The organism is Rhizobium sp. WW22 (genome assembly GCF_047041135.1).
In the GTDB taxonomy this organism is placed as follows: domain Bacteria; phylum Pseudomonadota; class Alphaproteobacteria; order Rhizobiales; family Rhizobiaceae; genus Rhizobium.
Map to the genome: position 1 here is coordinate 452,961 of NZ_CP178198.1, position 20,891 is coordinate 473,851.

General features: G+C 60.3%; 23 protein-coding genes and 1 pseudogene. 18 read left to right on the forward strand and 6 right to left on the reverse strand.

Annotation, left to right across the window (positions count from 1 at the left end):
- Positions 1-138: 138 nt before the first annotated feature.
- The 7 genes from ACK83U_RS02290 (at position 139) to ACK83U_RS02320 (ending at position 5,152) form a co-directional block, all read left to right on the forward strand.
- Entirely contained in the window at positions 139-1,317 is a 1,179-nt protein-coding gene (locus tag ACK83U_RS02290) for a cell wall hydrolase (protein WP_112611421.1), read from the forward strand.
- 313 nt (positions 1,318-1,630) lie between these two features.
- Positions 1,631-1,975 carry an AtpZ/AtpI family protein gene (locus ACK83U_RS02295; RefSeq protein WP_112335428.1) on the forward strand — a complete coding sequence of 115 codons (345 nt, stop codon included), beginning with the start codon at positions 1,631-1,633 and terminating at the stop codon, positions 1,973-1,975.
- A 78-nt stretch (positions 1,976-2,053) separates the two neighbouring features.
- The gene (locus tag ACK83U_RS02300; protein WP_112335429.1) at positions 2,054-2,806 is read left to right on the forward strand and encodes a F0F1 ATP synthase subunit A; all 753 of its coding nucleotides are present in this window, start codon (positions 2,054-2,056) and stop codon (positions 2,804-2,806) included.
- A 66-nt stretch (positions 2,807-2,872) separates the two neighbouring features.
- Complete coding sequence (locus ACK83U_RS02305; RefSeq protein ID WP_015338972.1) at positions 2,873-3,100, forward strand: F0F1 ATP synthase subunit C; 228 nt, start codon at positions 2,873-2,875, stop codon at positions 3,098-3,100.
- A 78-nt stretch (positions 3,101-3,178) separates the two neighbouring features.
- Complete coding sequence (locus ACK83U_RS02310) at positions 3,179-3,772, forward strand: F0F1 ATP synthase subunit B (RefSeq protein WP_015338973.1); 594 nt, start codon at positions 3,179-3,181, stop codon at positions 3,770-3,772.
- A 3-nt stretch (positions 3,773-3,775) separates the two neighbouring features.
- Positions 3,776-4,267: a F0F1 ATP synthase subunit B gene (locus tag ACK83U_RS02315; RefSeq protein WP_112611423.1), complete on the forward strand. Its 492-nt coding sequence runs from the start codon at positions 3,776-3,778 to the stop codon at positions 4,265-4,267.
- A 66-nt stretch (positions 4,268-4,333) separates the two neighbouring features.
- Positions 4,334-5,152, forward strand: coding sequence for a phosphotransferase (locus tag ACK83U_RS02320; RefSeq protein WP_412474777.1), 819 nt, complete (start codon positions 4,334-4,336; stop codon positions 5,150-5,152).
- Positions 5,153-5,155: 3 nt separating this feature from the next.
- On the opposite strand, the pseudogene ACK83U_RS02325 reads toward ACK83U_RS02320, so the two are convergent.
- A pseudogene (locus tag ACK83U_RS02325) lies at positions 5,156-5,814 on the reverse strand (ribonuclease HII).
- A gap of 105 nt (positions 5,815-5,919) precedes the next feature.
- Positions 5,920-7,077, reverse strand: coding sequence for a PA0069 family radical SAM protein (locus tag ACK83U_RS02330; RefSeq protein WP_112611427.1), 1,158 nt, complete (start codon positions 7,075-7,077; stop codon positions 5,920-5,922).
- A gap of 240 nt (positions 7,078-7,317) precedes the next feature.
- Between ACK83U_RS02330 and ACK83U_RS02335 the strand changes: the two genes are divergently transcribed.
- Both ACK83U_RS02335 and ACK83U_RS02340 read left to right on the forward strand, forming a co-directional pair.
- Positions 7,318-7,836, forward strand: a complete 519-nt coding sequence (locus ACK83U_RS02335; RefSeq protein ID WP_112611449.1) for a glycosyltransferase family 2 protein — start codon at positions 7,318-7,320, stop codon at positions 7,834-7,836.
- 175 nt (positions 7,837-8,011) lie between these two features.
- Positions 8,012-8,320: a hypothetical protein gene (locus ACK83U_RS02340; protein ID WP_112611429.1), complete on the forward strand. Its 309-nt coding sequence runs from the start codon at positions 8,012-8,014 to the stop codon at positions 8,318-8,320.
- 31 nt (positions 8,321-8,351) lie between these two features.
- Here ACK83U_RS02340 and moaB read toward each other — a convergent pair whose 3' ends face one another.
- From moaB to ACK83U_RS02360, 4 genes are all read right to left on the reverse strand, one after another.
- Positions 8,352-8,906, reverse strand: coding sequence for a molybdenum cofactor biosynthesis protein B (gene moaB, locus ACK83U_RS02345; RefSeq protein ID WP_112611431.1), 555 nt, complete (start codon positions 8,904-8,906; stop codon positions 8,352-8,354).
- The gene (locus ACK83U_RS02350; protein ID WP_112611433.1) at positions 8,906-9,820 is read right to left on the reverse strand and encodes a 4-(cytidine 5'-diphospho)-2-C-methyl-D-erythritol kinase; all 915 of its coding nucleotides are present in this window, start codon (positions 9,818-9,820) and stop codon (positions 8,906-8,908) included. Before ACK83U_RS02350 ends, moaB begins: the two co-directional genes overlap by 1 nt.
- Before the next feature lie 7 nt (positions 9,821-9,827).
- Complete coding sequence (locus ACK83U_RS02355) at positions 9,828-11,684, reverse strand: tetratricopeptide repeat protein (protein WP_112611451.1); 1,857 nt, start codon at positions 11,682-11,684, stop codon at positions 9,828-9,830.
- Positions 11,685-11,807: 123 nt separating this feature from the next.
- The gene (locus ACK83U_RS02360; RefSeq protein ID WP_112611435.1) at positions 11,808-12,824 is read right to left on the reverse strand and encodes a polyprenyl synthetase family protein; all 1,017 of its coding nucleotides are present in this window, start codon (positions 12,822-12,824) and stop codon (positions 11,808-11,810) included.
- 108 nt (positions 12,825-12,932) lie between these two features.
- Here ACK83U_RS02360 and ACK83U_RS02365 point away from each other — a divergent pair, with 108 nt between their 5' ends.
- The 9 genes from ACK83U_RS02365 (at position 12,933) to ACK83U_RS02405 (ending at position 20,891) form a co-directional block, all read left to right on the forward strand.
- On the forward strand, positions 12,933-13,163 hold the full coding sequence (locus ACK83U_RS02365) for a DUF2007 domain-containing protein (protein ID WP_112611437.1): 231 nt from the start codon (positions 12,933-12,935) through the stop codon (positions 13,161-13,163).
- An 8-nt stretch (positions 13,164-13,171) separates the two neighbouring features.
- Positions 13,172-13,948, forward strand: coding sequence for a tRNA1(Val) (adenine(37)-N6)-methyltransferase (locus tag ACK83U_RS02370; protein ID WP_112611439.1), 777 nt, complete (start codon positions 13,172-13,174; stop codon positions 13,946-13,948).
- Positions 13,949-14,056: 108 nt separating this feature from the next.
- Positions 14,057-14,917, forward strand: a complete 861-nt coding sequence (locus ACK83U_RS02375) for a S49 family peptidase (protein WP_112611441.1) — start codon at positions 14,057-14,059, stop codon at positions 14,915-14,917.
- A 16-nt stretch (positions 14,918-14,933) separates the two neighbouring features.
- The gene (locus ACK83U_RS02380) at positions 14,934-15,125 is read left to right on the forward strand and encodes a hypothetical protein (RefSeq protein ID WP_112335442.1); all 192 of its coding nucleotides are present in this window, start codon (positions 14,934-14,936) and stop codon (positions 15,123-15,125) included.
- 119 nt (positions 15,126-15,244) lie between these two features.
- Positions 15,245-16,204, forward strand: a complete 960-nt coding sequence (locus tag ACK83U_RS02385; RefSeq protein ID WP_112611443.1) for a glycine--tRNA ligase subunit alpha — start codon at positions 15,245-15,247, stop codon at positions 16,202-16,204.
- A 128-nt stretch (positions 16,205-16,332) separates the two neighbouring features.
- Positions 16,333-16,884 carry a LemA family protein gene (locus ACK83U_RS02390; RefSeq protein ID WP_112335446.1) on the forward strand — a complete coding sequence of 184 codons (552 nt, stop codon included), beginning with the start codon at positions 16,333-16,335 and terminating at the stop codon, positions 16,882-16,884.
- Between the two features lie 87 nt (positions 16,885-16,971).
- Entirely contained in the window at positions 16,972-18,228 is a 1,257-nt protein-coding gene (aroA, locus tag ACK83U_RS02395) for a 3-phosphoshikimate 1-carboxyvinyltransferase (protein WP_412474879.1), read from the forward strand.
- A gap of 92 nt (positions 18,229-18,320) precedes the next feature.
- Positions 18,321-20,258, forward strand: coding sequence for a DUF2207 domain-containing protein (locus ACK83U_RS02400; protein ID WP_412474778.1), 1,938 nt, complete (start codon positions 18,321-18,323; stop codon positions 20,256-20,258).
- A 57-nt stretch (positions 20,259-20,315) separates the two neighbouring features.
- On the forward strand, positions 20,316-20,891 hold the full coding sequence (locus ACK83U_RS02405) for an endonuclease domain-containing protein (protein WP_246712048.1): 576 nt from the start codon (positions 20,316-20,318) through the stop codon (positions 20,889-20,891).

The following is a 20,891-nucleotide window of genomic DNA, read 5'->3' on the forward strand; positions in this document are numbered from 1 at the left end:
CCCGGTGGATATTCCGCTGGGTCTTTTGTTTTCGGTTCACCGCCTGCATGACCATAGGTTCGCCCGAATTAACCATCCATCAAGGTTAATGGGAGATTATTCCGGCTCCTGGTTTCGAGTGCCGTTTGGAGTCCGGTGTTGTCTCGCTCGCGTTATGTCAGCCGCAAGTCGCGGTTCCTGCCACAAAATTGGACCTCTCCAGCCGTCTTCGGGCTCTGCGCCTGGCTTATTTTTCCGTCGGCCGCCGCCTATGGCGATCTTGCCGGACTGCTTGCGGGTATCGATAGGGAAGGAGCCAACTGGCGCATGGTGATGACAGACTCGCCAGCCGGCTCCACCCATCAGGCGGAGCTGGCCTTTGGCGATGTCAAGGCGTCGTCTGCCGCTGGAGACGGCGGTCTGATATTGCCGGATGGACGGCGCGTCGCGTTCCAATCCGAAGCCAAGGGCAGCGATCCCCGGCCCGATGAGGACCGCATTAACCGGCAGGACAAGAAAGGCAGGGTGGTGGCCATCACGCCGATGCTGCCGCCGAAGGATTTTTCCGCCGGCTCGGTGCTGCAGCGTCAAAGCCTGCTGCTTCGGCCGGAATCGGCAACCGGCGAACGCACGGCATTCCTGAAGCCGAACCTCGGCGGCAAGGAAATCCAGATTGCCACCGCTTTCTACAAGAAGGAGCCGCCAAAGCCGGACGAGAGCATGCCGGCCTATATCGCCAATCTGGTCACCAACCAGAATGCCGATGTTCTGGCCGCCGCCTATGCCTCGCCGGCGCCGGATTATGCCCGTGTCTCGCCCTTCGATTCCATTCTGGCCAAGGATCAGGACGACGAGGGGCGCTTCGTGCCGCAGATCGGCCCGAAGGATCATGCCTGGGCCGCCAATGTCCTGCCGCCATCGGTCTTTTCATCCGACGAGCAGCAATGCCTTGCCACCGGCATCTATTTCGAGGCGCGCGGCGAGTCCGTGAAAGGACAGGCCGCTGTCGCCCAGGTTATTCTCAACCGCGTTCGCAATCCCGCCTATCCGAAGACCATCTGCGGCGTCGTCTACCAGAATGAGGATTGGACCAACGCTTGCCAGTTCTCTTTCGCCTGTGACAACGTCAAGGAGCGCGTCAATTCGCCAGAACACTGGCGTATTGCCCGCCAAGTCGCCATGGCGGTCACCGCCGGCAAGATCTGGCTGCCGGAAGTTGGTTCCGCCACTCACTATCATGCTGTCTATGTCCGGCCGAAATGGGCAGCCGAAATGGTGAAGGTCGGCCGCATAGGTATGCACATCTTCTATAGGACCTATGGCGGCGGCTGGAGCTGAGGCGACTGGTTCCGGCAGATTGACACCAGCGGCAGGGCCGCTTCCCCCGGCAAAAAAGCCACGGGAAAGCATGGGCTGAGGAGGATTCTTCAGCTCAGTTTTCGGTCAATATGGCTCTTTCGCTCTAAAGTCATGATTTAATTGGGCTAATTTATGGCTGGACAGATGGTGTCTACGCCTTGACTATGCTTTTTCCTAAAACTATGTTGCGCGCGACTTCAAAACGGGCCGAAAGGTGGCGAAACCTGCTGTTCGTTTACGCGTTGACCGGGGTACAGGGATTGCGCGCAACGAAAATGGGGAGGGTGCCACCATGACGGATGACCGTGACGAGGGTCTGGAACAGCGGCGGGCGCAGCTGGGAGCCGAATTGGCGAACAAGCGCGCTGCGGTGAGAGAGGATGAACGCGGGGAGGTTCGCGCCGAGGAGAGCCGCAAGGGCTACGCTCAGGCGATGAAGCTTTCCAGTGAGTTCATTGCTGCAATCATCGTTGGAGCCGTTCTGGGCTATGTCCTGGACCGTTTTCTCGGTACGACGCCGTGGGGCATGATTATTTTGCTGCTTCTCGGATTCTGTGCCGGCGTGCTGAATGTGCTACGCTCTGCAGGCAAGGTGGCGACGCCGGAGCCGCAGGGACGTGAGCCTGGTAAGAAATGAGCGGAAGCGACGCAGCGGCGTTGTTTCCAGATGAGAAGCATCTGCTCGGTGGAGCGGAATAATGAAAGAGAACAAGCGGTGGCAAACGATCCTACCCATCAGTTCCTGATCTTTAAGATTATCCCGATCGATATCGGTGGAATTGATTTTTCGTTCACCAATGCTTCGCTGTTCATGGTTGCCTCGGCAGTGCTGTCCGCGGGCTTTCTGTATTTTGCCAGCGCGCCACGCGCCGTTGTCCCGACGCGCTCGCAGTCCGTTGCGGAAATGGCCTATGAGTTCATCGCCTCGATGTTGAAAGAGGGGGCGGGGACGAAGGGAATGAAATTCTTCCCCCTGGTCTTCTCTCTCTTCATGTTCGTCCTCACGGCGAACCTGCTCGGCCTCGTTCCTTACTTCTACACCGTCACCAGCCAGATCATCGTCACGCTGGCGCTCGCACTGCTCGTCATCTTCACCGTTATTTTCTACGGCTTGATCAAGCATGGTTTCGGCTTCTTCAAGATCTTCGTTCCTGAAGGTGTTCCTGGAGTTCTCTTGCCGCTGGTAGTGGCGATCGAGATCATCTCGTTCCTCTCCCGCCCGGTTTCACTCTCTGTTCGTCTTTTCGCCAACATGCTGGCCGGTCATATCACGCTCAAGGTGTTCGCAGGCTTTGTCGCCTCGCTCGGAGCCCTCGGCGCGCTTGGTATCGGCGGAGCAGTTCTTCCTCTTATCATGACCGTCGCCCTCACCGGTCTCGAGTTCCTTGTCGCCTTCCTTCAGGCTTACGTCTTTGCGGTGCTGACTTGCATGTACCTCAACGACGCAATCCATCCGGGCGGCCACTAAGGATAAAGACATTGGCGTCTAATGGCGTCAGTCATTCACCGCACAACCATTTCAAAGGAGTTCAACATGGACGCGGAAGCAGCAAAGTTCATCGGCGCAGGTTTGGCTTGCTTTGGTATGGCCGGCACGGCTCTCGGCCTCGGCAATATCTTCGGCAGCTACCTGTCCGGCGCACTGCGCAACCCGTCGGCTGCTGACAGCCAGTTCGGCCGTCTGGTATTCGGCTTCGCCGTTACGGAAGCTCTGGGCATCTTCTCGCTGCTCGTCGCTCTCCTCCTGCTCTTCGCCGTCTGATATCAGCGGCGTCATAGATCACGGTTCGCGAGCAGCGAGCCGTGATTCTTTGTATTTGCAGACCACCTGGAGGTGAGCATGTTTGTGACCCCGGCATATGCTGAAGAAGCACCGCCGGCCGCCGGAGCGGTGCACACGGAAACGGGTGCGCCGAATGAAGGCCATCACGGCGGCGTATTCCCGCCGTTTGACCATACGACGTATCCATCACAGCTGCTTTGGCTGGTGATCACCTTCGTCATCTTCTACGTGGCCATGCAGAAGATCGTTATTCCGCGCGTCGGCACCATTCTGGAAAGCCGGCACGACCGGATCGCCCAGGATATCGAGGAAGCCTCGCGTCTGAAGGCTGAAGCCGACGCCGCCGTCGCGACCTATGAAAGCGAATTGGCTGCTGCGCGCGCCAAGGCAAATTCCATCGGCGCCACCGCTCGCGATGCCGCCAAGGCCAAGGCCGAAGAGGATCGCAAGGCAATCGAGGCGAGCTTGGCTGAGAAGCTCAAGGCCGCAGAAGGCCGCATTGCTGAAATCAAGGCGAAAGCCTTCGGTGATGTCGGTGCAATTGCCGAAGAGACGGCCGGTGCTGTCGTCGAGCAGTTGGTCGGAAATGTTGCCGGCAAGGCCGATGTCGCCTCTGCGGTTGCGGCAGCCGCCGCAAAGCAGGAGGGCTGATCCATGGAATTTTCTTTCGACAACACCTTCTTTGCGTTTGTCAGCCTTCTCATCTTCCTAGGCCTGATCGTTTACCTCAAGGTTCCCGGCATGATGGCAAAGTCGCTGGACGACCGCGCCGATCAGATCCGTAACGAGCTGGCCGAAGCCAAGCGCCTGCGTGAAGAGGCCCAGCACCTGCTGGCCGAATATCAGCGCAAGCGCAAGGAAGCCGAGGCTGAAGCAGCACATATTGTTGCCGCAGCCGAGCGCGAAGCGGAAATGCTGACGACCGAGGCTCGCAAGAAGACCGAGGAGTTCGTCGCCAACCGTACGGCTCTGTCCGAGCAGAAGATCAAGCAGGCCGAAGCCGATGCGATGAAGGCGGTCCGCTCCGCTGCCGTCGATCTGGCAATCGCCGCTGCAGAATCGGTGCTTGCCAAAAAGGCCGATGGCAACGTCCAGTCCCGCCTCTTCAACGACGCCGTCAAGGAAGTGAAGACGCGGCTGAATTAAGCCCTCGCAATATCGGATTCGAAAGAGCCCTGCTTCCGCGGGGCTTTTTTTGTTTCATGCTCAGTCATGATTGATCATCGCCACAGTGGGAGGCAAGATCAGTGCATGAGGGGAGAGTGGATGCAGTCAACGACTGGCAGCGAACCGTTTCGTCAAGACGATCTCATCGTGAGACCGGTGGCCACCTGGACACCGGGCGTCCATGCCTTGCTGGTTGCGCTACATAGATATGGTTTCGATGCAGCTCCGCATCCGGCTGGATATGACGAGGTCTGGGAGCAGGTAACTTATCTGCCCGGAGATACCGGCGATCTCGATTGCCACGCCGCTATGCGCGGCGAAAAGGCGCTGCGGTCGGCTGCATCTCTATTGCGTCGCTATCACGATTGCTCCGCCCTGTTCGCAAAAAGCCTCGCGGCTAGCTACGCATGGCAACTGCCGGCCCGCTCGCCTTGCGAGGTAATCTGCCATGGGGATTTTGCCCCCTACAATGTCGTCCTGAACGATGGCGAAGTGAGCGGTATCATCGATTTCGAGGCTGCGCATCCCGGTCCGCGAATATGGGATCTGGCCTATGCCGTCTATCGCTGGGCGCCGCTGTCCTCCGGCGTCGCTATCAAGGGAATGGACACTCTTGCCGCCCAAGTCGGTCGCACCCGTATCTTTATCGATGCCTATGGTCTGTCCGTTAACGAGCGTAGCTCATTGCTTGACGTCGTCGTCGAGCGGCTTGAGGCGCTATTGGTTTTCATGGAACGGGAAGCTGCCCGCGGCATCGAGAGATATCGCCGGAATCTCCAGGAAGGACATGATCGCATCTACAAGGAAGACATCGCCTATATCAGAAAATGCTCGACTGAAATCGTCGCCGGACTGACGGGCTAAGTTTCAAACGGCCTCTTTGCGCAGCGGACGGAAGCTCATGCGGTGCAGCGGGCAGGGACCATGCTCCTCGATGCCAGCGCGATGCTGAGGAGTGCCATAGCCGGCATGGGCTGCGAAACCATAGGCTGGAAAGACAATGCCCGCGCGCGCCATCATCCGGTCGCGGGTCACTTTGGCGACGATCGATGCGGCAGCGATGGAGAAGGAGCGCGCGTCTCCTTTGACGACGGCCTTTCCCGGGCATGCAAGCCCGGCTGGCACATCGAGCCCATCGGTCAGCACATAGCTTGCCGGCACGGCAAGTCCGCAAATGGCGCGGCGCATTGCATCGAGGCTTGCCTTGCGGATATCGGTCGTGTCGATACGACCGGCACTCGACGAGGCGATAGAGACCGTTGCTGTTGCGAGAATCTCCACGAACAGCTCTTCGCGTCTGGCCGCGGTCAGCTGTTTGGAATCGTTGAGCCCTTGCGGGATCCGCTCAGGGTCGAGAATGACGGCGGCGGCGACCACCGTCCGGCAAGCGGGCCCCGGCCAGCCTCATCGGCCCCGGCGACAGGCCAATGGCCGGCTCGGCGCGCAATCAGCTCCAGCTCAAACGTGGGAACGAGCGGGGCGTCCTCGAAAAGCATTGGAGAATCGGGTGATGTGCTGCGTGTCATGCGGCGAAGCTCGCACACCACCCGATCTCCTGCAAGCCCCCGGTGGATCAGGGCGGCGAACCGGGGGGCTTTTCCAGCGGGGTCAGGGAAAACCCGCAAGGAATATCAAAGCAGCGACAACTGGACGCCGCTGCCGTCTGGCGGCACGAACAGATCGTCGCGCAAAGCGATATTGCGGCGCGTAAGCTCGAGCCGGCGCGTCGCCATTTCGAAGCGGCGGCTGATCTGCCAGGCATAAGGCCCGGCGCCCTTCATGCGCTTGCCGAACTCCGCATCGTAATCCTTGCCGCCGCGCATCGAGCGGATCAGCGACATGACGTGGCGATAGCGATCCGGATAATGCTGCAGCAGCCAATCGCGAAAGAGCGGGCTCACCTCAAGCGGCAGCCGCAGGATGACATAGCTTGCTTCCAGTGCGCCGGCGGCCTTGCCGGCGTCGAGGATACGCTCGATTTCATGATCGTTGAGGGCAGGGATAATCGGCGCCACCATGATCGCGGTGCGGATGCCGGCCTCGTTCAAAGCCTGGATCGCCTCCAGCCGCCGTGGCGGCGTCGCCGCCCGGGGCTCCATGGTGCGCGCGAGCTTGCGGTCGAGCGTCGTCACCGACAATCCCACCCGCACAAGGTTCTTGGCGGCCATCTCCTTTAGAATATCGATATCGCGCATGACCAGCGCAGATTTGGTGACGATAGCAACGGGATGGTTCGCCCGGTTCAGCACTTCGAGGATCTGGCGCATGATCCGCCATTCCTTCTCAATCGGCTGGTAGGGATCAGTATTCGTCCCTATGGCGATGACGCGCGGCTTGTAGCCGGGCTTTGCTAGTTCGCGTTCCAGAAGCTTGGCCGCATCCGGCTTGGCAAACAGCTTCGATTCGAAATCCAGCCCTGCCGACAGGCCCATATAGGCATGCGTCGGCCGCGCGAAGCAGTAGATGCAGCCGTGCTCGCAGCCGCGATAAGGGTTGATCGATCGATCGAAGGGTATGTCGGGCGATTCGTTGCGTGTAATGGCCGTGCGCGGCTTCTCCACCTGCACTTCGGTTTTGAAAGGCGGCAGCTCTTCCCAGCTCTGCCAGCCGTCGTCGAAGGCCTCGCGCTGCTGCGGCTCGAACCGGCCGCTCGGGTTCAATCCGGCGCCGCGTCCGCGCCGACGCTCGACATCGACCCTGAGACCGGAATCGGCGATCAAAGCGTTGGCAACATCTGCCGTATTGGCAGGCGCGAAAGCGGCCTGCCCTGCAAGGGACTGCTCGTTCATCGGTAGCTCCGGGCGGCTTATGCCATCGCACGCCGCGTCTAAGATGATTAAATTCCTATCCGATAAATGAGAACATTGCAAGAACAAAAATCCGAAATCACCATTTTCCACCTCGTTGAGAGGAGGTGTTTGGCGATACCGGCGGTGAGTGTTTCCGGCGGCATATGATGCTTTTCTTAAACGTTTGGAGCCGAAGGTTGGGTGCTGGCAATAAATTATGCGCCGCTCTATAAATGGCCAATGTTGACGGTCATCATCGAATGCCAGGATCACGAACCCGAGCTGGCGCAGACATTGGCGGCATTGGTGGCAGGCGCGGTCGAGGGGCTGGTCAGCGACGTGATCGTGCTCGATCACGGTTCGAGTGATGGCACATCGAAAGTGGCGGATGCTGCCGGCTGCCGCTTTTACTCGCAGTGGGATATCAAGGACATATTGCGGGCGGCCCGCGGCGAATGGCTGTTGCTGGTCGAGCCGGGCGCGCGGCCGCAAGCGGGCTGGATCGACGAGGTCGCCGAATATGTCTCCCTGAACAAAGGCCCGGCGCGGTTTACCGCGTCGCGTGGCTATCGGCGCCCCTTTCTGAAGCGGATCGGCCGCCGTTCGCCGCCATTGGAGTTGGGCCTGCTGCTTTCGAAGCACCAGGCCATCGCGATCGCCAGGTCGGGCATGCAGCTCGCGGAATTTGCCAAGGGCCAGAAGGGCCGCAGGCTTTCAAGCGAACTCATTCCGTCCTGGGTGGCGCGCGCGGCGCGATAGGGTTTCACGTTCCGCAGATTCCATTTGTAAACGCGGGAATAGCTGCGATAATTCGTGTGTGGCGGCACCCTACGCGTGTCGCGTTAGTGACCGACCATGAAGATGCCGATATCAGGCGGAATTGGTCAGCGGAATTCTCCTTTTTCGCCGGGATTTCGGCGAAAGGAGGTGCGTTATGAAACGCACGATGCTCTACCGCCTCATGGCAACTCTCTTCGTTGCAAGTGCAATTCTTTCCCCCGGCAATGCCGCCGCTCAGGTAACCTTGGCCTGTGCCAGGCGCGTCGATATCGTCGCGTTTCTTGGCGACCATCTTTCGGAAAAGCTTTCGGCTGTCGGCAAGCTCGATCAAAGCACGATCGTTGAGATCTATGCTGCTGAGAGCGGCAACTGGACACTGCTGATGAGCGACATATCCGGCCGGAGCTGCATCATACTCAGCGGCGATTCATGGGAATCAATTCCTGTCCTGCCGAAGGCATGACCGCCACGCAATATCGCAGCGAGCAGAAGACCTATCTCGAGCCGGCGCCGCGCTTTAGATGCTCGTCAAGGCGCGGCATGATCTCCACGAAATTGCAGGGCATGTGGCGATAGTCGAGCTGCGCCTTCAAGATGCCGTCCCAGGCATCCTTGCAGGCACCGGGAGAGCCCGGCAATACGAAGATGAAGGTGGCATTGGCCACACCGCCTGTGGCCCGCGACTGGATGGTCGCCGTGCCGATCTTGTCATAGGAGATGCGATGGAAGACTTCCGAAAACCCATCCATGCGCTTCTCGAACAAAGGCTCCAGCGCTTCCGGCGTGACGTCGCGGCCGGTAAAGCCCGTGCCGCCGGTGGTGATCACGACATCGACCGTATCATCCTTGGTCCAGGCTTCCACCTGCGCGCGGATGCGCTCCTTGTCGTCGGGAACGATGGCGCGGGCAGCAAGCCTGTGGCCGGCTTCCGCAATGCGGGCAACCAGCGTATCGCCGGATTTGTCGTCGGCGAGCGTGCGCGTATCGGAAACGGTCAATACTGCGATGCCGATGGGAATGAAGGATCTTTCGTTGACCGGACCTGCCATCATGCCTCTCCCGCGATCGTCTCCGTTACCTGGAAATACCAGCCCGGCTTCTGTCTGTGAAGCGACGCGGCGGCTTTCTTCGCCCGTTCGGCATCGGCGAAGATGCCGAAACAGGTGGCGCCCGAGCCGGACATGCGCGTCAGGATCGGGGATTCGCTTTCGATCAGGCCGGAAAGCACGCCAATCTCGCCGCAGATCGAGCGCGCCGGCGGTTCGAGATCGTTGCGCAGGGCCTTGATCGTGTCGATCCATTCGCCTTGACCCTGCGGCATTTGCGACGGAAACAGCAATGGCGGATTATCCTTGCGCGACAATTGGCGGAACACTTCGGGCGTGGAGACGCCGACGAGCGGATTGCCGAGAATCATCGGAAAAGAAGGAAAGGAAGGCAGCAAATCTATCGCCTCGCCAATTCCACGCGCAATCAGCGGCCGGCTCGAAAGACACATCGGCACATCGGCGCCAAGCTTCAGAGCGATCGTTTTGAGGGTGCCTTCAGGCAGGCTGAGGCGCCAGAGCCGCATGAGCCCACGCAATGCCGCCGCCGCATCCGCCGAACCGCCGCCGATGCCCGATGCGATCGGCAGGTTTTTTTCCAGATGAATATGGACGGCGGGAGCATCGAGACCGGATGAATTGGCTGCCTGGCGCAAGAGATCGCGCGCCTTGAGCACTAGATTGTCGCCGGCCTCTGCATCGGCCGAAAGCAACGGGCCGAACCGTCCCGAAAGGCTGAAATCGTCATCCTTGCTTGCGAGAAAGAAAAGACGATCGCCGTGGCGGGCAAAGCTGACGAGCATGTCCAGCAGATGATAGCCATCGGCGCGGCGCCCCGTGACATGCAGCGCAAGATTGATCTTTGCGGGTGCTTCTTCCGTAAGGTCGAAATCACCCGCTGCCAAGATCGTGCTCATGGAAGTCTTAGGACTTCTTGTCGACCGGCGCCGGAGCGTTCGTGTCGGGCGAGGGGGCGGGTGCCGGATCGGGCTGCTTGCTCTTGTCGACGGTCTTCGGATCGTTGTCGAGCGGCGGCAAGCCCTTCTCGACCTTCTCTTTGATCTTCGGAATATCGGCCTCTTCCGGCTTCGAGGCGAGCGCCCGATTCCACTGATAGACGGCTTCGAGTTTGCGATTGACGCGCCAATAGGCGTCGCCGAGGTGATCATTGATCGTCGGATCGCCGGCCTTCAGCTGCGCTGCCCGCTCCAGTTCGCTCACCGCATCGTCGAAACGGTTGAGGCGGAAATAGGCCCAGCCAAGCGAATCGACGATATAGCCGTCGTCCGGCCTCAGATCGACGGCCTTCTTAATCATGTCCAGACCCTGGTCGAGGTTCATGTTCATGTCGACCCAGGAATAGCCAAGATAGTTTAGCACCTGCGGCTGATCCGGATTGAGCTCAAGGGCCCTCTTGAAGTTCGGCTCGGCATCCGCCCACTTTTTCAGCCGCTCATAGGCAATGCCGCGCTGGAAGAACACCGCCCAGTCGCTGCGCTTCGGCACGGGGCCGATGATCTGTACAGCCTTGTCGTAATTGTCGGCCATGGCCTGGAAGTCCTTGGCATCCGAAAGGACGCTGCCATAGGCGAGATAGCTGCGGACATCGTTGGGGTCGGAATCGATCAGCGCCTTCAGATGCTTGCGTGCATCATCGACTTTACCCGCCTGGGCGAGTGCGAGGCCCAGCTGCAGCTCGGAGATGCGGGCCATTGGCGAGTCATCAGGCACCTTCTTGTAGAAGCCGATCGCACGATCGGTCTGCTCCTGCTTTTCGGCCAGCCCGCCGAGCAACACCAGCGTATCGGCCGCTTTGGGGTCGAGAGAATTGGCAATCTGTAGATAAAGCGAGACGACATCCTCGGCCCCGTCGCGGTTCAGCGCGGCACCGATGGTGAAGAGAACGGCGGCCGCACCCTCGCTGGCATTCGTGACCTGCTGGTCCGGCGTATCGCCCTTGCTGATGCTGTCGCGCAGCGCATTCAACGGAGCATAATTGCTGACGAGATTGTCGCCGACGGAGATTGCATCCAGGGCCTTCTGCTTGTCGCCGGCCTTGGCTTCGAGGCGCGCGAGCGCCATGACGGCGCGCATGAACGTATCGGGAGCCGTCGCTCCGCCCGTCTTGTCGAGGATCGCATCGTTGAGGTGCGAGCGTGCCGATTTCAGGTCGCCTATCGTCAGTGCAATGGCGCCGGCATGATAGTTCTTGAAGATGTTGAACCAATCCGGGCCCTTCATCTTGTCGATCATCGAGATGGCTTCCTTGCCGCGGCCGGATCCGGCGCGAGCCCAGGCGGCGAGCAGATTGGTCATCATCCGGTCGAGATCGTTCGGACCGTTATACTTGAGGATTTCCTGGGCGGTACGGTATTCGTGACGGCGGATGGCATCCATGCCGCGCACGATGGTGGTCACGCGTTCGACGGAAGGGTCGCTCTTCAGCTCGTTGGCGTATTTGACGCCTTCTTCCAGATTGCCGTTCAGCAGCAGCGAGATCATCAGCCGCTGGCGGATTTCCGGATTGCTCGGGTCGATCATCAGCGCCTTTTTGTAGAGCGCGATGGCAGTATTGTAGTCGTGATCGACATCGGCGGTACGGGCGGCGAGGAAAGCGCCTGCGAAGGTATCGACACTATCCGTATCGAAGGCGACCGCGGCGCTGGCCTCCGGTGCTGCCGCCGGCTTATCATCGGCGCGCGCGACATTCAGGGCGGACACCGAAAGGACCGCCGCCAGGGCTACGCCCGAGAGGAAACGGATGGCAAGTCTCTGCCGCATTAGAAAGCCTTTCATCAAGGGACAGCCGGCGAAGACGCCGGCGGCATAAAGCGTTCGTGTCAACTGATTCACAACAGGATGGCTTTTTTGAAGCGGCCCTGCAACAAATTCAGGCGGCCGCCATCAATTAACGCGTTCGATGCAGAAATCGATCACTTCTAGAAGTGCCGATTTCCAAGGCGTTTCCGGCAGGGGTGCCAGGGCGTCGCGCGCGATGGTGCCGTAATGGACCGCACGGGCAATTGTGTCGGCCAGCGCGCCATATTTCGTGATCAGGCCGAGAGCCTTCTCGAGATTCTCGTCACTGTTGTTGCCGGTTTCGATGGCCTCGCGCCAGAAGGCACGCTCCTTCTCCGTGCCGCGGCGATAGGCGAGAATCACCGGTAGCGTGATCTTGCCCTCGCGGAAGTCGTCGCCGACATTCTTGCCGAGATCGGCGGCCTTGCCGCCGTAGTCGAGCGCGTCGTCGACGAGCTGGAAGGCGAGGCCGAGATTGGTGCCGTAGGACTTCAGCGCGTTGCGCTCCCCCTTGCCGGCATTGGCGACGATCGGGCCGACTTCAGCTGCAGCGGCAAAGAGCGCTGCAGTCTTGGCGCGGATGACCGAGAGATAATCGTCCTCGGTCGTTTCCATGTTCTTGGAAACGGAGAGCTGCAGCACTTCGCCTTCGGCGATGACGCAGGCAGCCGAGGACAAGACGTCGAGAGCATCGAGCGAGCCGACTTCCACCATCATTCGAAAAGCTTGGCCGAGCAGGAAATCCCCGACCAGCACGCTTGCCTGATTGCCCCAGATCATCCGGGCGGTGGACTTGCCGCGACGCAGATCGCTTTCATCAACCACATCGTCATGCAGCAGCGTCGCCGTATGCAGGAATTCGACCGATGTCGCGAGTTTGATGTGATTGTCGCCCTGATAGCTGTAAAGAGCGGCAGACGCGATGGTCAGCATCGGCCGCAAACGCTTGCCGCCAGAGGAAATGAGGTGCTCTGCAACCTCCGGGATCATCTGCACATCAGAGCCGGCCTTGGACAGGATGAGCTGATTGACGCGTTCCATATCCGCCTTGGTCAGGTCCACCAACGGCTTGATGGATGCCAGTTTATTCTTGCTTTCTTCCAGCGGTATCACGACGCCCAACGATCCGGACTCCTGTTCATTTTCTGCAAAGCACAATAAGAAGGGGCGAAACGGGCGGCAAGAGGCGAATTGTCTCGTCGCGTAAATTTGACAGGAATTCTAAGGCCTATGCACGAGTTGATCCGTACCAATGACCCGGTCCTTCTCTCATTCGCTGAGAGCCTGATGAAGGATGCGGGAATTCATTGCTTCATTGCGGACCAGGCCATGAGCATTCTGGAAGGCTCCCTCGGGATGCTGCCGCGCCGTTTTTTGGTGGAGGAGGAGCGTGCCGATCAGGCCCGGCGGATCCTCGTCGATGCCGGCCTCGGCGACGAGTTGCGCCCGGCCCGGTCCTGAGGTTCGCCATGACTGAAAGCCTCTCCGAAACCATTGATGCCTTCCACCGCGGCGCCTTCCATGTCGTGCAGCCGAAGGGCCGGGGGCACCGCTCCGGCATGGATGCCATGCTGCTCGCAGCGCTTGTCGCAGATGAGCGTACGATCCGGGTGGCGGATCTCGGCGCGGGCGCCGGAGCAGCCGGAATGGCTGTGGCCTCGAGACTCGACCGAGCGGAGGTCGTGCTATTCGAGCGCTCGTCCGATATGGCCGAGTTCGCGCGCAAGAGCCTCCTGCTGCCGGAAAATGCGCGTTTTACCGGCCGCGTCTCGGTAATCGAAGCCGATGTCACGCTGACCGGCAAGGACCGCAACGAAGCGGGTCTCGTCGACGACAGTTTCCACCACGTCATCATGAACCCGCCTTTCAACGATGCCAGTGACAGGCTGACACCCGACGTGCTGAAGGCCGAGGCGCATGCCATGACCGACGGGCTGTTCGAACGGTGGATCCGCACGGCAGGCGCGATCATGATCCCGGGCGGCCAGCTCTCGCTGATCGCGCGGCCAGAATCGATCGGCGAGATCATCGCCGCCTGCGGCCGCCGCTTCGGCGGCATTGAAATCACGCCGATCCATCCCCGCGAGGGTGAGAGTGCGGTGCGCATTCTGGTGACGGCAATCAAGGGTTCGAGGGCCAGACTGGCGCTTCGGGCACCATTGATCATGCATGGCGAGGGAACGCATAAATTCACCGATTTCGTCGATGACATGAACAACGGCCGCACTTCGTATCCGCGCCGCTAGCCATTCGGCGCGCTCAGCATCAGGGCATCAAATACGATCCGCAATATTGTGTTTGGCGTTTCCATGCATACATCACGGGCAACAAACATCATGAAACAGGGATGACGAATGGTTGGGTTCTTGAGACGCATGCTTCCGAAGCGCTTCCGCAAGGAGGAGGTGATCGTACCCGTCGTCCGTCTGAGCGGCGTCATCTCTTCCGGTGGTGGTCCGCTGCGGCAATCGCTGAATCTCGCCGGCGTTTCGCAGGCGCTTGAAAAGGCCTTCAACGTGAAGACGGCGCCGGCCGTCGCCATTATCGTCAATTCGCCGGGCGGCTCTCCAGTGCAGTCGCGGATGATCTACAATCGCATCCGCGATCTGGCCGCCGAGAAAGATAAGAAGGTCCTGGTCTTCGTTGAGGATGTCGCAGCCTCTGGTGGTTACATGATCGCGCTCGCAGGTGACGAGATCATTGCCGATGCCACCTCCATCGTCGGTTCGATCGGCGTCGTTTCCGGCGGGTTCGGTTTTCCGGAGTTGTTGAAGAAGATCGGTGTCGAGCGCCGCGTCTACACAGCCGGTGCGAACAAGGTGATCCTCGATCCGTTCCAACCGGAGAAGGAAAAGGACATCGAATATCTGAAGAGCCTGCAGCTCGAAATCCACAAGGTCTTCATCGACATGGTGCTCGATCGTCGCACAGGAAAGCTCTCGGCGGACGAAGCGGTATTCTCCGGCCTGTTCTGGACCGGCAGCCGCGGGCTGGAGCTTGGCCTGATCGACGGCCTGGGAGACATGCGTCAGGAGTTGAGGAAGCGCTTCGGCGACAAGGTCAAGCCAACGCTGATCACCACGCCGCGCAGCCTTTTCGGCCGCAAGGCTCCCGGCATTTCGCTTGGCGGCGTGGATGGCCTCGGCGCCGGGATTGCATCCGGGCTTGCGGAAGCGGTAGAGGAAAAGGCATTGTGGGGCCGGTACGGATTGTAGGCGGGAGCGCTGGCTAATGTCCCGGATCATCTTCTTCATCATCGCCGTCGGCGGGATTTGGTTCCTGTATCGACGTTTCGTGCGCGATGCCCAGCGGCTCGCCGAAAAATCCCGCCGCGCCGAAACGGAACGCCGTACCGGCGCGATGGGAACCTTGGTCAAGGACCCGAAAACCGGCGAGTATCATGTGAAGCGCGAGGATGAATGAAACTCATATGTCCCGGTGTGGCGGGTTGCATCGCCGCTTGTACTGCAAAGCCTTGACCCATTCGCCCCGGCGTGGCACCTGTCCGCCAAACAATTCGCTAGTGGAAGAAATCAGTTCCCATGACTGCCAACGTGCCCGACCATATGAACCCGAAGCGCTCCTTTCAGGCCCTCATCCTGACGTTGCACAATTACTGGGCCGACAAGGGCTGCGCGGTTCTGCAGCCCTACGACATGGAAGTCGGCGCCGGCACGTTTCATCCGGCCACCACGCTGCGTTCGCTGGGTCCGAAGCCTTGGCGGGCTGCCTATGTCCAGCCGTCCCGCCGTCCGTCCGACGGTCGCTATGGCGAGAACCCGAACCGCCTACAGCACTATTATCAGTATCAGGTCATCCTGAAGCCCAATCCTCCGAACCTGCAGGAGCTTTATCTCGGCTCGCTGAAGGCGATTGGCCTCGATCCGCTTCTGCATGACATCCGCTTCGTCGAGGACGACTGGGAAAGCCCGACGCTCGGCGCATGGGGTCTCGGCTGGGAATGCTGGTGCGACGGCATGGAAGTCTCGCAGTTCACCTATTTCCAGCAGGTTTGCGGCATCGAATGCGCACCCGTCGCCGGTGAGCTGACCTACGGTCTGGAGCGTCTTGCGACCTATGTTCAGGGTGTCGACAGTGTCTATGACCTGAATTTCAACGGCCTCGAGGGCGAAGACAAGATCACCTATGGCGATGTCTTCCTGCAGGCCGAGCAGGAATATTCCCGGCATAATTTCGAATATGCCAATACCGAGATGCTGCACCGCCATTTCATCGATGCCGAGAAGGAATGTCAGGCGTTGTTGGCAGCCGGCGCGCCGGGTGACAGTGAAAATCATCGCCTGCACAAATGCGTCTTTCCGGCTTACGACCAGTGCATCAAGGCGAGCCACGTCTTCAACCTGCTCGATGCCCGCGGCGTCATTTCGGTAACGGAGAGACAGAGTTACATTCTCCGCGTGCGCACGCTCGCCAAGACCTGCGGCGAGGCTTTCCTGCTGACCGATGCCGGCGGTGTCAATTGGAATCAGCAGGCCGCGTGAGGCAAGCTTCCCCAGGATTGGGCATCGCCACAGCCTATCTTGGCTCTGCTCCGCCGTTAAAGCCGGGTGACATTGGCGTGAAATCTGCCTAGTGTCCCTTGGGTTGCAGTCGCCACGGGGGATTTCAGATGCTTATTCTTCTAGCGATCATAGTGCTGGCCGCGCTCTATGTCGTCTTCGCCTATAACGGGCTCGTCCGTGCACGCCAGGTGGCGGAGGAGGCCTGGTCCGGCATCGACGTTCAGTTGAAGCGCCGCGCCGACCTCATTCCCAATCTGGTCGAGACGGTCAAAGGCTATGCCGGCCATGAACGCCAGACCTTGGAAGAGGTTGTCGAACTGCGCAACAAGGCGCAGGCCGTGCCGTCTGGGGATGTCGCCGCCCGCGGTCAGGCGGAGGGTTTGTTATCGCAGGCACTCGGCCGCGTGATCGCGCTCGCCGAAGCCTATCCCGATCTCAAGGCCAATACGAACTTTCTCGAATTGCAGCGCTCTCTGGAGGGCGTCGAGGGCGAAATCCAGATGTCGCGCCGTTATTACAATGGTGCCGCGCGCGATCTGAACGTCAAGGTCGAGACCTTCCCGAACAATCTCATCGCCGGCCCCTTCGGCTTTACCAAGAAGGCCTATTTCGAGATATCAAACGAAGCGGACCGTGCCGTTCCAACGGTAAAGTTCTGAGATTTCCGCTATCAGTTTTTCATGTGAGGCGGTAAAGGATGCCGACCGCTGGCCATCGGCCGCTTTCCTGACTGACCAAAGAGAATGATGATGGGTAGAGCCAAACTCACGATTATCCCGCCGGGCAAGCCTTTGACCGGGCGCGCCATGCCGCCGGGATCGAAGTCGATCACCAACCGCGCACTGCTGCTCGCGGGCCTTGCCAAGGGCACGAGCCGGCTGACCGGCGCGCTGAAGAGCGACGATACCCGCTATATGGCCGAGGCTCTGCGCGCCATGGGCGTAGTCATCGACGAGCCCGACGACACGACCTTCATCGTGACCGGCAGCGGCAAGCTGAAGGCGCCGGCTGCCCCGCTTTTCCTCGGCAATGCCGGCACGGCGACACGCTTCCTGACGGCAGCTGCAGCGCTGGTTGACGGCGAGGTCATCGTCGATGGCGATGCCCATATGCGCAAGCGGCCGATCGGCCCGCTCGTCGACGCATTGCGCTCGCTCGGCATTGATGCCTCCACGGAAACTGGCTGCCCGCCCGTGACCATCAACGGTACCGGCCGCTTCGAGGCAAGCCGCGTGCAGATCGATGGCGGCCTGTCCAGCCAGTATGTTTCGGCTCTATTGATGATGGCAGCCGGCGGTGACCGCGCTGTCGACGTCGAACTGCTCGGCGAGCATATCGGGGCTCTCGGCTATATCGATCTGACGGTTGCTGCCATGCGCGCTTTCGGCGCCAAAGTGGAGCGTGTGAGCCGGGTTGCCTGGCGCGTCGAGCCCACCGGCTATCATGCCGCGGACTTCGTGATCGAGCCCGATGCCTCCGCTGCGACCTATCTCTGGGCAGCTGAAGTGTTGAGCGGTGGCAAGATCGATCTCGGCACGCCGGCGGAACAATTCTCGCAGCCGGATGCGAAGGCCTATGATCTGATCTCGAAGTTTCCGCATCTGCCCGCCGTCATTGACGGCTCGCAGATGCAGGATGCTATCCCGACGCTTGCCGTTCTCGCCGCCTTCAATGAAACGCCGGTGCGCTTCGTCGGCATCGAGAACCTGCGCGTCAAGGAATGCGATCGCATCCGCGCCTTGTCGAGCGGCCTGTCCCGCATCGTGCCGAACCTCGGGACTGAAGAGGGCGATGATCTCATCGTCGCATCCGATCCGAGCCTCGCCGGCAAGGTGCTGCCGGCAGAAATCGACAGCTTTGCCGATCACCGCATCGCCATGAGCTTTGCGCTCGCCGGCCTGAAGATCGGCGGCATCACCATTCTCGACCCTGATTGCGTCGCCAAGACCTTCCCGTCCTACTGGAACGTGCTGGCGTCTCTTGGTGTCGCTTACGAAGACTGACGCTCCGCCATCTCAAGGGAGGCTGAGCGCAGGCATGTTCCTGACGTGAAGCGGCGCCGGCAACGGCGTCGCGGCCATCCTTTGGGGGAGTGATGACACGGCTTTGCGGGTTCTTCCTGGCTCTGTGCCTGCTGCTTGGCGCAACGGCGGTAACGGCAGCCGAGCTCATCACCAACTTCGATCAAGCGATCGCGCTGCATCGTGACGGCTCCATGCAGGTCGTCGAGACGATCTCCGTCAATGCCGAAGGCCAAAACATCCGCCGCGGCATCTTCCGGGATTTCCCGCTGACAATGACCGATGCCAACGGCCGCGAGATCGAGGTGGATTTCAAGGTCGTCTCCGTCGAGCGCGATGGGCAGCCGGAGGATTGGCATAGCGAGCGCATCAAGGGCGGCGAGCGCATCTACATCGGTAACGGCGACAGAAGTCTCAACCCAGGCCCGCATTCATTCCGCCTCACCTACGACACCAATCGTCAAATGCGCTATTTCGGCGATCATGACGAACTTTATTGGAACGTGACTGGCAACGGCTGGCTGTTCCCGATCCTCAATGCTAAGGCGGCCGTCACCCTGCCGGAGGGCGTACAGCCGCAGCAGCTTGCCTTCTTTACGGGGCCGCTCGGCGCTACCGGCAAGAACGCAAGTGCAAACCAACAGGGCAATATCGTTACTTTTGCGACGACAAGGCCGCTCGCAGCCGGCGAAGGTCTGACGGTTGCCATCAAGCTCGCGAAGGGCGCAATCACACCGCCGAGCGACAGCCAGCAATGGGGCTGGTTCCTTCGGGATCATCTCGATACGATCATTGCCGTCGGCGGGCTGATCCTGCTGTTTGCCTACTATATGCGAAGCTGGATCGCGGTTGGCCGCGATCCTCGGCCGGGCGTCATGGTTCCGCGCTGGGACCCACCCGAAGGCATCTCTCCCGCGCTCGTCAATTATATCGACAATAGGGGCTTTGCCAGCTCCGGCTGGACGGCATTCTCAGCGACGGCGATCGATCTCGCCGTGCGCGGCTATGTCATCTTGGACGACCTGAAGGAAAAGGTCGTTATGCGCCCGACGGGCAAGGCAGGCAGCGATCTCGGTGGCGGCGACAAGGTGATCATGCAAGCCGTCGGGCCATTTTCTCCACTTGTCATCGACAAGGAAAACGGCGAAGCGGTGCAGCGACTCGGTGCGAAGTTCCGCAGCGCGATCGAGCGCAATCATCGCGACGAATATTACAAGGCCAATGCGCTCTATGTTATTGCTGGTATCGCACTGTCGATCCTCATCCTGGCTTCCATTGTCATCTTCGGCCGCCTGCATGAAAATGCCCTGCCGCTCATTATCGTGCCGGGCTTCCTGTCGATTTTCGTAACGCTTTTCGCCAGCTCGATCGGCCGCAGGTTTCGCAAGCATAGTGCCAGCCTCGCCCAGCGCATCATTTCGGTGCTGATTTTCGCCTTCTTCGGCTTCCTCTTCGTCTCGATTGCCGTTAGCGGTTTTGCCGCCGCGGTCGTGCCGTTGTGGGAAGCGTGCCTGCTGCCGCTGGTCGCCGCTATCGTCGGCATTTTCGCGCTCAACGTCGTCTTCTATTTTCTGATGGGTGCGCCGACGCCGCTCGGGCGCAAGATAATGGATGGCATCGCCGGCCTCAGGCAATATCTGACGCTCGCCGAGCGCGACCGAATGAACATGCAGGGTGCGCCGCAGATGTCGCCGCAGCATTTCGAAAAGCTGCTGCCCTATGCAGTCGCACTCGGTGTCGAAAAGCCGTGGTCCAGCGCCTTTGAAACTTGGCTCGCCACCGCTGCGGGTGGCGCGGCGGCCGCCTACGCACCGCTCTGGTATTCCGGCAATTTCAACTCCGGCAATATCGGCGGAACGATCGGCGACTTCTCGTCCTCCATGGCGTCCACCATCGCTTCAACCATCCCCGCACCCGTCTCCAGCTCGTCCTCCGCTTTCGGCGGTGGGGGAGGCGGCGGTGGCGGTTTCTCCGGCGGGGGTGGCGGCGGTGGTGGCGGCGGCGGATGGTAGTGAACACCTCCCCCTTGAGGGGGGAGGTCGCCGCGCAGCGGCGGGCAGGGGTGACAATTGTTTGGCTGCGGAGTTTGCCATGATCACCCCACCTCGGCACTTTGTGCCGACCCCCTCAAGGGGAGGGTGTACCTCACGACTCATCAACTTCGCTGTTTCAGCCACACGGAGATTCTTCTGCCCCAAAAGCCCTCCAAGCTCGACCGCTTCAAAATCGCCAACGGCTGGCGTCTGCGCGCCTATGCGACCGATGCGGAAGCCAAGCTCTGGAAACAGCTGTGGCGCATTCCGATTGAGGGCACGCATTTTCGCCGCCAGGTTTCGATCGGGCGCTACTTGGCCGCTTTCGCCTGTCATCAGATCGGTCTCATCATCGAGCTCGACGGCAGCCAGCATGCGGAAGAGGCGCCAAGACGTTATGATGCTGAGCGCACGGCCTATCTCGAAAGCCAAGGCTACCATGTCGGCCGATTCTGGAATGCCGAGGTCATAGATGAGGTCGAGGCTGTCCTGGATACGATATTTGCCATTGTGCAGCAGCGGCAAATTTTGCTAGCAGAGGCCGACCGTTTTCACCCCACTCCGGCACGCCGTGCCGACCCTCTCTCTCAAGGGGAGGGTGAGGAACCTTGA

Bases quoted from the DNA above. Each gene is read 5' to 3' on its own strand.
- ACK83U_RS02305 (WP_015338972.1), top strand. From the start codon at position 2,873: ATGGACGCGGAAGCAGCAAAGTTCATCGGCGCAGGTTTGGCTTGCTTT.
- ACK83U_RS02385 (WP_112611443.1), top strand. From the start codon at position 15,245: ATGACTGCCAACGTGCCCGACCATATGAACCCGAAGCGCTCCTTTCAG.
- ACK83U_RS02295 (WP_112335428.1), top strand. From the start codon at position 1,631: ATGACGGATGACCGTGACGAGGGTCTGGAACAGCGGCGGGCGCAGCTG.
- ACK83U_RS02390 (WP_112335446.1), top strand. From the start codon at position 16,333: ATGCTTATTCTTCTAGCGATCATAGTGCTGGCCGCGCTCTATGTCGTC.
- ACK83U_RS02340 (WP_112611429.1), top strand. From the start codon at position 8,012: ATGAAACGCACGATGCTCTACCGCCTCATGGCAACTCTCTTCGTTGCA.
- ACK83U_RS02350 (WP_112611433.1), bottom strand. From the start codon at position 9,820: ATGAGCACGATCTTGGCAGCGGGTGATTTCGACCTTACGGAAGAAGCA.
- ACK83U_RS02310 (WP_015338973.1), top strand. From the start codon at position 3,179: ATGTTTGTGACCCCGGCATATGCTGAAGAAGCACCGCCGGCCGCCGGA.
- moaB (WP_112611431.1), bottom strand. From the start codon at position 8,906: ATGGCAGGTCCGGTCAACGAAAGATCCTTCATTCCCATCGGCATCGCA.
- ACK83U_RS02330 (WP_112611427.1), bottom strand. From the start codon at position 7,077: ATGAACGAGCAGTCCCTTGCAGGGCAGGCCGCTTTCGCGCCTGCCAAT.
- ACK83U_RS02370 (WP_112611439.1), top strand. From the start codon at position 13,172: ATGACTGAAAGCCTCTCCGAAACCATTGATGCCTTCCACCGCGGCGCC.
- ACK83U_RS02335 (WP_112611449.1), top strand. From the start codon at position 7,318: ATGTTGACGGTCATCATCGAATGCCAGGATCACGAACCCGAGCTGGCG.
- ACK83U_RS02380 (WP_112335442.1), top strand. From the start codon at position 14,934: ATGTCCCGGATCATCTTCTTCATCATCGCCGTCGGCGGGATTTGGTTC.
- ACK83U_RS02365 (WP_112611437.1), top strand. From the start codon at position 12,933: ATGCACGAGTTGATCCGTACCAATGACCCGGTCCTTCTCTCATTCGCT.
- ACK83U_RS02400 (WP_412474778.1), top strand. From the start codon at position 18,321: ATGACACGGCTTTGCGGGTTCTTCCTGGCTCTGTGCCTGCTGCTTGGC.
- ACK83U_RS02355 (WP_112611451.1), bottom strand. From the start codon at position 11,684: ATGCGGCAGAGACTTGCCATCCGTTTCCTCTCGGGCGTAGCCCTGGCG.
- ACK83U_RS02375 (WP_112611441.1), top strand. From the start codon at position 14,057: ATGGTTGGGTTCTTGAGACGCATGCTTCCGAAGCGCTTCCGCAAGGAG.
- aroA (WP_412474879.1), top strand. From the start codon at position 16,972: ATGATGGGTAGAGCCAAACTCACGATTATCCCGCCGGGCAAGCCTTTG.
- ACK83U_RS02320 (WP_412474777.1), top strand. From the start codon at position 4,334: ATGATTGATCATCGCCACAGTGGGAGGCAAGATCAGTGCATGAGGGGA.
- ACK83U_RS02315 (WP_112611423.1), top strand. From the start codon at position 3,776: ATGGAATTTTCTTTCGACAACACCTTCTTTGCGTTTGTCAGCCTTCTC.